Origin of the sequence: Pannus brasiliensis CCIBt3594, assembly GCF_036688125.1 — a bacterium.
GTDB lineage: Bacteria > Cyanobacteriota > Cyanobacteriia > Cyanobacteriales > Microcystaceae > Pannus > Pannus brasiliensis.
This window is the reverse complement of the sequence record NZ_JBAFSM010000057.1, coordinates 18,174-28,446: the sequence shown is the minus strand read 5'-3', so window position 1 is coordinate 28,446 and position 10,273 is coordinate 18,174. Positions and strand designations below refer to the sequence as shown.

The following is a 10,273-nucleotide window of genomic DNA, read 5'->3' as shown; positions in this document are numbered from 1 at the left end:
AGGAGACAGGAGACAGGAGACAGGAGACAGGAGACAGGAGACAGGAGGCAGGAGAAGCTAATAGATTATAAAAAGGGTAAATCGTTTATTTTTTTTACGAATGTTCTGAAATTGACAATTTTTAGATTAAATCTAACTTTAAATTTTCAGTTTTGCAAGAGGTGGGATGAAAACGCGATTCTTCGGCTTGATTCGTTAAAAAAAATACATTCCCGTTGCGCTCGTCGTGGGAAGAGCGTTATAACTAAAAACAAAAAGCATATAAAGACGCTCGTCGTCGGCAAAAGTTTCCCGAACCGAAAAAAATTCACCCGTATCGCGGCCTGTATCTATGGATAGTTCCACCGAAGCTAGAAGCGCGCCGACCGTTCTCAACGAGCGCTATCATATCCTGCGAGTTTTGGGGGAAGGAGGATTCGGAACCACTTATCTCGCCGAGGATCATCATCTCCCTTCCCGTCCGAAGCGCGTGATCAAACAACTGAAACCCGTTCACGGCGATCCCGCCATCCAACAGATAGTTTTGGAAAAATTCGAGCGGGAAGCGGTGATTCAAGAAGAATTAAGCGGGGAAAACGAGCGAATACCGAAACTCTACGCGTATTTCGTTCAAGAGGGAGAATTCTATCTCGTGGAGGAATATATCGAGGGAGATACCTTAACGCGGAAAGTAGCGAACGAGGGATTGTTGAGCGAGGACGCGGTTCGGAGGCTTTTACAGCGAATTCTTCCCATTATCGAATACATTCACGACAAAAACATCATCTACCGCGATATTAAACCGGATAATATCATTCTCCGCCGTCAAGACGGACAACCGGTTCTGATCGATTTTGGAGCCGTCCGGGAAACGATGGGAACTTTACCCCGATCGGGAGAACAGCGCTCGCGAACGATGATCGTCGGGACCGAGGGTTTTTCTTCCCCCGAACAATCGATCGGTCGCCCGGTTTTCGCCAGCGATATCTATAGTCTGGGAGTGACGGCGATTTTTTTACTGACCGGCCAAACCCTCACCAACTTCGAGAGCGACCCGCGTACCGGGCTACCGGATTGGCGAGCGTTTGTCTCGGTCACGCCCGCCTTCGCCGAGACGATCGAGAAAGCGATCGCGATTAACCCCCTCGATCGCTATCAGAACGCGGCCGGAATGATGGCCGCGCTCGAAACCCTATCCCCGGCGAGAAATAGCGTCCCGACGCGAATTTCTAGCGCTCCCCCGACAACGGTTAGCGCCGCGACGCTATCCCCGTCTCCGTACACGCTACCCACGCGCGTCCAAACCGCGTCGGATCACGGGGGGGAATGGAAGAAAGCGGTAATTATCGGCGGTTTGGTGGGTTGTTCGATTCTGGCGAGTACCTTCGTGATCCGCACGCAGTTAATCGGCCTCGTCGAGCGGAACGACGATCGAAACGAAGAGAAAACGGGGGAAAAACCGGCGGTAGAAACTTTTTCCGCCGCTCCCCCGCCGAGCGCCCCGTCTCCCGTTCCCGCTCGCTCTCCGGTTCCTAGCGCCGTTATCCCGCCCCCCCAACCGTCGCTCGATCCCTCGACGAACGCGACGATCGCCGGTCAGGCCGGACGGAAAAATATCTGGAGCGGCCCCGGCTTAGGGTACGGGGTTAGACATCGCGCTTTCACGGGCGATCGGGTGCGAGTTCTACAGATGGTTCGCAATGGCGATAATTTCCCGTGGTACGAGGTATTTTTCCCGACCACCGGGGCGCGAGGGTGGATCGCGGGGAATTTACTGGCGATCGACGGACAGGGTAGTTACGTTCCCCGCCAACCTCCCGCCCGCGCCAACCCTTCTTTTCCCGCTACTAACGCGACCGTTTCCGGGCGATCGGGGACGAAAAATATGCGTTCCGGGCCGGGGACGGCTTACGGCGTGGTGGGTCAAGTTCCCACCGGGGCGAGGGTGAAAATTCTCGATAGCGGCCACGATCGGGGCGGTTATCTCTGGTATAACGTCCCCGCTCCCTCGGTCGGTCGTAGCGGTTGGATAGCGGCTCAGTTAATCGCTCGGGATTAATCCGGAAATTTTATGAAATACTCGCGGGATCTGTGGACACGAATGCAATTTCTGATCGTTTCTTTTCTGAGCGCCTGTATCGTGATCGCCATCGGGGTCGGTCTGCAATGGTGGTGGCCGGCTCCCCGGACCGCGCCCGTCGCTCGCGTGTCAACGCTGACCCCGCCGATCGCGCGGGTATCTCCCTCGCCGATCGGGGTTCCCGCTCCCCTGGCGGTTCCCTCTCCGGTAATTCTTCCCTCTCCCGTCTTACCCTCTCCGGAGCCGAAAATGATCCGACCCGCGCCCGCCCCGATCGCCGCTAGAAATCCCGCGTATCTCGGCCATTTTCCCTATCTGGAGGTCGATCGCTCCCGATTGGTGCGGGTGGGAATGTATTACGATCGACCCGAATATTTAGAGGCGGAGGCGGCGGACGCGTTCGCCCGCACTCGGGAGGCGGCGAGAGCGGAAGGGGTCAATTTAACGATCATTTCGGGGTTTCGATCGGTAGCCGATCAGGAAAAACTTTTCACCCGACAAATTCAACGCCGGGGTAGTCGGTCGGCCGCCGCTCGTCTGAGCGCCCCGCCGGGCTACAGCGAACACCACACGGGGTACGCGCTCGATATCGGCGATGGCGACGCTCGGGATACCGATCTCAAGTACGATTTCGAGAGAACGCGCGCCTATCGATGGTTAGCGGCGCGCGCCGGTCAATACGGCTTCGAGTTGTCCTTTCCCCGTGACAATCCGCAAGGGGTGAGCTTTGAACCCTGGCATTGGCGTTACGTCGGTTCCGAGGCGGCCACGGGAGTTTTCGCGAGCGCCCGTTATTTTTCCGGGGGTTTGTAACCGTCGCCCGTCGCGAGTCGCCGGATGTTTCGATCGCATTTTTCTTGCAGAGAAGAATTGTTCAATTGCCGGGCGATCGATAGCGCTTGTCGCCAGCCTTCGAGCGCGGAATTTATATCGAGGGTTTTCTCCTCAAATTCCGCCAAGATAATTAAGGATTCTACTTCGATCTGTCGCTCCCCGATCTCGCGGGCTAGGGTGACAGCTTGTTGAATATATCGATAGGCCCGCTCGTCCTGTCGGGTAATACTATCGATTTCTCCTAATCCGATGAGCGCGTGAGCGAGGCCGGCCTGATCGCCAATTTCATCGGCTTTCTCTTTTTGGCGCTCGAAAGATTGGCGCGCTTTCTCGAATTCTCCCCGTTGGGCGTGAAGCGAACCTAAATTCCCCAGGGAAAAAATACTACCGGATTCATCGTCGACGCGATCGGATAATTCTAGGCTTCGCTCGATATACTCTAACGCTCGATCTAAATCATCGAGCCGGCGATAGGCTTCTCCTAGATTCCGTAGGGCGATCGCCCGATAAAAGGGATTTTTCGTGTCTTCCGTCCACTGTAAATGGCGATGAAAGCAATCGAGGCACCGATCGATCTGTTGTTGATAACCGTAAACATTCCCGAGATTGAGATAGGCCGTGTTCATAATCTGGAACTTTTCCGGTGATTCGGGGAGAGGTTCGGCCAGACGTAGACTTTCCTGAAGACCGCTTTCCGCTCTCGCGTAGTCACCGCCAATCCCGTGGAGGATCGCGATATATCCTTCCCCTCTCGCTCGCCAAAGTGAATTCCCCGTTTTTTTTGCTAGGGATAGGAGTCGATCGCAATAATCCAACGCTCTCGAAATCTGTCCCGATTCTCGATAAATATAACCGAGTTCACTCAGGCAAAGAAAATCCGTTTCCCCATCGAGATTGTCTAATAATCCTTCACAGAGTTGAATCGCTTCCTCGTAGCGACCCCAAACCCGCAATTGTTGGCATAAAGGAAAAGAAACCCCCGCCTCGATTTCTACGGGTAGGGAAAAGAGAATTTTCGCTTCCGGATACCACTGCAATTGACAGAGACATAAAAAAGCCTCCACGTAAGTTCCCGCTCGCTCTTGAACGGATATATCTTTTCCGGTTCGGTGTTTGGTAGCCCTCAAGAAGTAATGATGATAGAATAGTCGCCGAAACCCACGTCTCTTTCCGCCATGCCTAATTGCCCCGCTTGTTCGTCCTCCCGAACCGTCAAGAACGGACACATCCACACGGGGAAACAAAGATTTAAGTGTCACGATTGTGGACGGCAAATCGGGTCAAATCCAGATAAAAAGATGATAGATGCGGCAACAAGGGAGCTTATCGACCGTTTGCTGCTTGAACGTATCTCTCTCGCCGGAATAGCTCGCGCGGTTCGGGTGTCCGAGCAATGGCTCCAAGATTACGCGAATCGGAAATACGCGGCGGTTCCTCGGGTTATACAGGTATCCCCCCAAAAAAAGGCAAGCTAACGATTCAATGTGATGAATTATGGTCGTTCGTGGACAATAAAGGCAATAAACAATGGGTTTGGCTGGCGATTGACGCGAAGACCCGAGAAATTGTCGGGGTCTATATCGGGGCGAGAGACGAGGGAGCCGCCCGGGAATTGTGGAAATCCTTACCCCCTGTCTACCGACAATGTGCCGTTGCCTACACGGATTTCTGGGCGGCCTACGGGGCGGTATTACCGAGTAAACGGCATAAAGAGGTGGGAAAGGAGACGGGCAAAACCAGTTACATCGAGCGCTTCAATAATACCCTTCGGCAGAGGGTGTCTCGTTTAGTCCGAAAAACTTTGTCTTTTTCCAAATCCTTAGAGAATCACATCGGGGCGATCTGGTATTTTATCCATCACTATAATTCCTCTTTGGATTTATCATTACGTGTTTAGCACTACCCGCTCGGGAATTACGGGATCGAGGAGAGACGGGTGGTGAGATTAGGGGAATCGTGGACGCGGGATCAGTTAGTTCTCTCGTGGCAACAAGTTCAACAAGATATTCACAACTGGGAAGACGGGCATAACGTCGTCCTTCACGAGTTCGCCCATCAGTTGGACGCGGAAGACGGGGCGGTTCAAGGGGTTCCCCTCCTACCGAAAGATATCGCTCCCGATCGCTGGGCGAAAATAATGACCGAAGAGTACGAAAGACTTTGCCGGGAGAGCGATCGGGGGATGAAAACGGCGATCGATCCCTACGGGGCGACGAATCCCGCCGAATTTTTCGCGGTGGTCACGGAGACTTTTTTCGAGAAACCGCGTTCGTTACGGGCGAAACATTCCGATTTATACGAGCTATTCCGACAATATTACCGGCTCGATCCGGCGCGTCGGGACAATTGGTGACGGATAGCTTTTCCGTGCGGAGAGATTACGGGAGCGCTCGCGATGGGATGGGTTACTCGCCGCTCTTCCCGATTCACGATGCCCCGAACGCTTTTTTCCGACGGGTCGCGGCCGATGTCCGGTTCGCCCTCCCTCTCGACCGTTAGAAAGATGGCTCGCGGGTCCGGCCGGTTTACCGTGGGATCGGACGCGGGATTTTTCCCGACCCGCGCTCTCGACTGTAGAGAGAGCGCGGGTGAAGCGAACTTGTAGGCTCCGCGATCGCCCCCCGACGACTCTCGCCGCTCTTTAGCAGAGGTGTATCATGACGGCTCCCGTTTACCAGACGGTAATTCTCGGTGGTGGTTTTACCGGGCTATTCACGGCCCTCCACCTCGCCCATCAGGGATACCCGCGCTCGGTTATCCTGATCGATCGCCACGATCGCTTCTGCTTCAAACCCCTACTCTACGAGTATTTCAGCGGGGAAATGGAAGCGGATCAGGTCGTCCCCCGCTACGAGGAATTATTGCAAGATAGCGGGGTGATCTTCGCCCGAGATAGCGTGGAGTCGATCGATCTACCCGGACGGCGGGCGCGCCTCGTCGGGGGGGACGAATATAACTACAGTAATCTCGTTCTCGCGCTCGGTAGCGTGACCGGCTATTTCGGGGTGGAGGGAGCGAAGGAAAACGCCCTACCCTTCCGGACGAGGGAGGACGCGATCGAGATCGATCGACAACTGCGCGATCGATTACAGAGGGCTATCTTTCAACGCGATCCCCAACAACGTCGCCGTCTGTTAACCGCGGTCGTCATCGGGGGCGGCCCGTCGGGGGTAGAGATGGCGGCGACGCTCGCGGATTTTCTGCCGCCGTGGTACGGGGCGATCGGCGGGAATCCGGAAGAGATTCGGGTGGTATTGGTCAATCACGGGGAAATATTAGAGGGAGATATCAATAGCGAACTGCGGGAAACGGCGATCGAGGCGCTACGGGAAAGAACCGTTCCCGTGGAAGTGATTACCGGCGCGAAAGTGACCGCCGTTCACCCCGACAGTCTAGAGTACGAGCGCGACGATCGAACCGAAATCCTACCCGCGGGAACGATGATCTGGACGACGGGAACGAGTACCCATCCCTTGATCCGATCCCTCGCGATCCCGAAAGAACATCGCGATCGACAGGGCCGGTTAACCGTGACCCCGACCCTACAACTGCCCGATTTTCCCGAGGTGTTCGCGGGGGGAGATCTCGCGGTCGCTTACCCGCCGGAATCCCATAACGGCGAGGAATCCGAACCCGAGGAAACCCAGCATCCCGACAACGACGGGCATAACGAGAAACCGCTACCGCCCACCGCGCAGGTCGCCTATCAACAGGGAGCGGCGATCGCCCGAAATTTAAGAGCTATCGCCCTCGGACAGGAATTACAGCCCGCGCGGGTGAATCTACGGGGAACCCTGCTCAAATTGGGTTTGAATAACGCCGTGGTGAATCTGTTTAACTCGATCGAGATCGCGGGCGAACCCGGCCACCTGATCCGTCAGGGAACTTATTTAGAACTCCTCCCCACCCCCCTGCATAATTTCAAAGCGACCACCGAATGGCTGAGAGACGAGGTGATCGAACGCCATCACCCGGATGTGATCAAGCGGGCGGTACAGGTGGCGGCCGTGGCCGGTGGTGTCCTGGTGGGTGCGGCGATCGCCCGACGGGTCGCCCGATCTCTATCCGACGATCGCTAGGGGGGAATTCCGCGATCGATATCGGGATAAACTGAAGGAAGAAAGAAAAAAAGTCGAGAAATTCCGTGAATAGGAAAGAATCCCGTAGATTCCCGATCCGGTTCGACAAATGGTATGGAGGGTTATCGAGCGCGTTGTTATTACCGCCGGGGGATTCCTACGTCGAGGTGGAAAGCGGGAGCGAAGCGTTGCCGGAGGCAGATCGGGTTCGGGTTCGGATGGGATGGGCTTTCCGCGCGGGATTTCCCCGATCGGCCGTTGTTTCGGCCGCGATAACCCGATCGGTTCCCCTCAGTCGGGGAGTACACGGGTGGGGCGATCGATGGCTCGTCAACGGATCGGGAGAGGGTATCGTGGCGATCGATCTCCAACCCGTTCAACTCGGTTACGTTCTCGGTTGTCCCGTTCGTTTACGACAACTTCTCGTCAGCGTTACCGAACCGATCGATCTCGTCGCCGTCCTCGGAACTTTACCCGAGCGTCCGTCCCGTAGCGGGAGAGAATAACCCGCCTTCCCCGTTCCCCGTTCCCTGTTCCCTTTAAGGTTCCTTTCCACGATAGATACCGGTTCTTCCGAATCCGATTACGATCGGATCTAAACCGCTCGATCCCGAATCGGTGAAATTCATGCTCTCTATATCGCTCAACGAGCAAGGGCTTCCCTATCCCGACCCGATCCATCCGATTATCGTTCATTTCGTGATCGCGATGGTCTTATTCTCTTTCCTTTGTGACTCGATCGGTTATTTCACCCGTAGAAATCGTTTCTTCGAGGTTAGTTTTTGGAATCTACTGGTCGCCTCGATCGCGATTTTTCTCGCGGTGATTTTCGGGCAATTAGAGGCGGGGTTAGCGAATACCTACGGGGCGGTTCGATCGACGCTAACGTTACACACGATCGTCGGTTGGTCGTTGGGAGCGTTAACCGTCGCGATCACCGCTTGGCGTTTCGCGCTCCGCCGTCGCAACCCGGTTAAACTCCCGGCGATCTATCTCGGTGGTGGCGCGTTATTAACCTGTTTGGTCTTGTTCCAAACGGTTTTAGGGACACGATTGATTTGGGTGTACGGACTGCATATCGAACCCGTAGTAGAAGCGAGCCGGCAGGGATTAATTCAATGAACGTTTTATCGATCGCTTTACCAGGATTCAAAATCGGGGAAAACGGACTTCCCTACCCGATTCCCCTACACCCTCAACTCGTCCATCTCACCTTGGGGCTGGTAATTATCGCGGTTCTTTTCGACATCGCCGGTACTTTATTTTTTTTAGGAAAACCGATTTTTAAATTTCTAGCACTTCCCGCGAGCCGATCGAGCTTTCACGAAGTGGGTTGGTATAATCTCGTCGCGGCGGCGATCGTGACTTTTTTTACCGTCGCGGCGGGTTTTTTCGAGTTAATGCTGGCCGATCCGCTACCGGATCGAGTGAGCGATTGGGGTTTAAACGCGAGTACCACGATGTTATTACACGGGTTGGGGGGGATTTTATTACTGACCTCGATCGTCGGGTTAACGATTTGGCGAGGATTTCTACGCTACCGCGCCCCGGAAGGAAAAACGAGGGAAGTACCGTGGATTTATGTACTCGTCGGTGTTGTTTTATTAGGGGCGTTATACCTACACGGCACGTTGGGGGCGCAATTAGGCGATGAATTCGGAGTGCATAACACCGCGGTTCATCTGTTGAAACTCGGTAAAAATCCCGAGCGATTTTTACCGCGATAGTTCGTTTACGGAGGATAGGGATATGTTTCTGGTTAACCGGTTACTCGCGAGCGATTCTTTACCTTCTCCCGCCAATATACAAACCGATCCGTTAATCGATCGGCCCGTTCGAGCGATTATTTATCTCGGGATTCTTCTTCTCGTATTAGTGGGGGTATCGGTTATCGGTTTCCTGAGCCGTAGATTTGAATACGCGATCGCGTTCGCTTTACTCCTCAGTTTAGGTTTGATAGGACTTTTTTTTCTTTTTCAAAATACGGGTTTTCTCTAAGCGTAAATGGCTAAATAATTTGAAGAAAGATTGTAGCTTAAAAAATAAATTTTTGAATGAATGTAATAAAAATTTATATGATTTCGGCTCCGATCGATAAACCGAAAATTAGCCTAAAGAGAGAAGTGGAACCGAAGTAAATTCGCCAGTATGGAAAAGTAAGCTTCCGCGATCGCTCTAAAAAAAGCTTTATAACCGGTGGAAGAATAAGCTCACGGACTTATTCCCCCTAATTTTTATAGCTTCTCGTTTCGATCGGCTAGAAAAGGGATCGAAAAGAATAGATTATTCCGAAAATCCTAAAGACGGAAGCTCTATCGGTGAATTCTCGCTCCCCGACGCGATCGATTTTGAAAAAGAAGAATATCCAGGAGTGATTATGAAAAGACAGACAGGGTTAATCATCGCTAGTGCCGTACTCTTTTCCGTCCTCGCGGTCGGTTGCGCGACCCGTGGCGATCGGGCCGAAAACCGAAGCGATCGCCTCGTGAGCGATCGAACGGCCGCCTCTCCGAGTACATCCACCTCCCCGACAACCCGAACCGGTTCCGAATCGAATCGGAATGTTAGTCAATCCGCCGACTCTCCCTTCATGATGGAGGCGGCCCGGGGGGGAATGAACGAGGTACAACTCGGCAGACTAGCCGAACAGAAAGCTTCTAACCCGCGGGTAAAAGAATTCGGGCGACGTATGGTGCGGGATCACGATCGGGCGAACACCAAGCTGACCAAAGTATTCGATCGGGAGGGGATGACCATGCCCTCGACCACGGGAGCGAAATATGAAGCGACGCGGGAACAACTGAGCAAACTTTCCGGCGCGGAGTTCGATCGGCAGTATATGAGTCGGATGGTGGAAGATCATACCGAGGACGTTACGAACTTCCGACACGAGGCCAGTACGGGAAAAGACCCTCAAGCGCGCGCTTGGGCGAGTCAAACCCTGCCCACGCTGGAAGAACATTTAAATTTGGCGAAATCGATTAATTCGAGCTTAACTACTACTGGAAAGAAATGACCTAGCGAGTTTTTCTAATAAATTTTTGATAGGTATTCCTCGTTAATATAATAACGAGGATATTTTGTGTCTAAAATTTAAATAGTAATGTCTTTACGTGTTTTTGTTGTCTCGATCCCTAGAAAAATTCGATAAAATACAATAATTTTTTATTTAAAATTACAGCATTTCCTGACAAATACCGTGTGCCAGTTTTTATTTTTCGCCTCAAATTCATATATCTTTCTTAAACAAAAAAACGTAAATCCATTCTCGCAAAAATAAATTTCTCAAAAGTCAGTCACC

11 protein-coding genes are annotated in these 10,273 nt (G+C 53.1%); 10 read left to right on the top strand and 1 reads right to left on the bottom strand.

What is annotated here, in order from left to right:
* Positions 1-331: 331 nt before the first annotated feature.
* Both V0288_RS21380 and V0288_RS21375 read left to right on the top strand, forming a co-directional pair.
* A complete protein-coding gene (locus tag V0288_RS21380; RefSeq protein ID WP_332867207.1) occupies positions 332-2,038 on the top strand; it encodes a serine/threonine protein kinase in 1,707 nt (568 codons plus the stop codon).
* Positions 2,039-2,050: 12 nt separating this feature from the next.
* Positions 2,051-2,872: a M15 family metallopeptidase gene (locus tag V0288_RS21375; protein ID WP_332867206.1), complete on the top strand. Its 822-nt coding sequence runs from the start codon at positions 2,051-2,053 to the stop codon at positions 2,870-2,872.
* Here the strand turns inward: V0288_RS21375 and V0288_RS21370 are convergent.
* On the bottom strand, positions 2,851-3,957 hold the full coding sequence (locus tag V0288_RS21370; protein ID WP_332867205.1) for a tetratricopeptide repeat protein: 1,107 nt from the start codon (positions 3,955-3,957) through the stop codon (positions 2,851-2,853). The two genes, V0288_RS21375 and V0288_RS21370, sit on opposite strands and share 22 nt — an antisense overlap.
* A 111-nt stretch (positions 3,958-4,068) precedes the next feature.
* On the opposite strand from V0288_RS21370, the gene V0288_RS21365 reads away from it, so the two are divergent.
* The 8 genes from V0288_RS21365 to V0288_RS21330 all read left to right on the top strand — a co-directional run bounded on the left by V0288_RS21365 (position 4,069) and on the right by V0288_RS21330 (position 9,988).
* Positions 4,069-4,790, top strand: a protein-coding gene (locus V0288_RS21365; protein WP_332867204.1) for an IS1 family transposase whose coding sequence is annotated in 2 segments (ribosomal slippage) — positions 4,069-4,348 and positions 4,348-4,790 — 723 coding nt in all. Because the reading frame shifts where the segments join, the coding sequence is not laid out codon by codon here.
* Between the two features lie 39 nt (positions 4,791-4,829).
* Positions 4,830-5,246: a M90 family metallopeptidase gene (locus tag V0288_RS21360; protein ID WP_332867203.1), complete on the top strand. Its 417-nt coding sequence runs from the start codon at positions 4,830-4,832 to the stop codon at positions 5,244-5,246.
* 304 nt (positions 5,247-5,550) lie between these two features.
* Positions 5,551-6,972, top strand: a complete 1,422-nt coding sequence (locus V0288_RS21355) for an NAD(P)/FAD-dependent oxidoreductase (RefSeq protein ID WP_332867202.1) — start codon at positions 5,551-5,553, stop codon at positions 6,970-6,972.
* 65 nt (positions 6,973-7,037) lie between these two features.
* Positions 7,038-7,478, top strand: coding sequence for a hypothetical protein (locus tag V0288_RS21350; RefSeq protein ID WP_332867201.1), 441 nt, complete (start codon positions 7,038-7,040; stop codon positions 7,476-7,478).
* Between the two features lie 121 nt (positions 7,479-7,599).
* Positions 7,600-8,094, top strand: a complete 495-nt coding sequence (locus tag V0288_RS21345) for a DUF2231 domain-containing protein (RefSeq protein WP_332867200.1) — start codon at positions 7,600-7,602, stop codon at positions 8,092-8,094.
* Complete coding sequence (locus V0288_RS21340) at positions 8,091-8,699, top strand: DUF2231 domain-containing protein (RefSeq protein ID WP_332867199.1); 609 nt, start codon at positions 8,091-8,093, stop codon at positions 8,697-8,699. The genes V0288_RS21345 and V0288_RS21340 overlap by 4 nt, the downstream gene beginning before the upstream one ends.
* A gap of 22 nt (positions 8,700-8,721) precedes the next feature.
* Positions 8,722-8,970 (top strand): hypothetical protein, encoded by a 249-nt coding sequence (locus tag V0288_RS21335; RefSeq protein WP_332867198.1) that lies wholly within the window; start codon positions 8,722-8,724, stop codon positions 8,968-8,970.
* 379 nt (positions 8,971-9,349) lie between these two features.
* Positions 9,350-9,988: a DUF4142 domain-containing protein gene (locus tag V0288_RS21330; RefSeq protein WP_332867197.1), complete on the top strand. Its 639-nt coding sequence runs from the start codon at positions 9,350-9,352 to the stop codon at positions 9,986-9,988.
* Positions 9,989-10,273: the final 285 nt, after the last annotated feature.

Excerpts from the sequence above, each read along its gene's own strand:
- V0288_RS21345 (WP_332867200.1), top strand. The coding sequence starts at position 7,600 with ATGCTCTCTATATCGCTCAACGAGCAAGGGCTTCCCTATCCCGACCCG.
- V0288_RS21380 (WP_332867207.1), top strand. The coding sequence starts at position 332 with ATGGATAGTTCCACCGAAGCTAGAAGCGCGCCGACCGTTCTCAACGAG.
- V0288_RS21335 (WP_332867198.1), top strand. The coding sequence starts at position 8,722 with ATGTTTCTGGTTAACCGGTTACTCGCGAGCGATTCTTTACCTTCTCCC.
- V0288_RS21355 (WP_332867202.1), top strand. The coding sequence starts at position 5,551 with ATGACGGCTCCCGTTTACCAGACGGTAATTCTCGGTGGTGGTTTTACC.
- V0288_RS21340 (WP_332867199.1), top strand. The coding sequence starts at position 8,091 with ATGAACGTTTTATCGATCGCTTTACCAGGATTCAAAATCGGGGAAAAC.
- V0288_RS21330 (WP_332867197.1), top strand. The coding sequence starts at position 9,350 with ATGAAAAGACAGACAGGGTTAATCATCGCTAGTGCCGTACTCTTTTCC.
- V0288_RS21375 (WP_332867206.1), top strand. The coding sequence starts at position 2,051 with ATGAAATACTCGCGGGATCTGTGGACACGAATGCAATTTCTGATCGTT.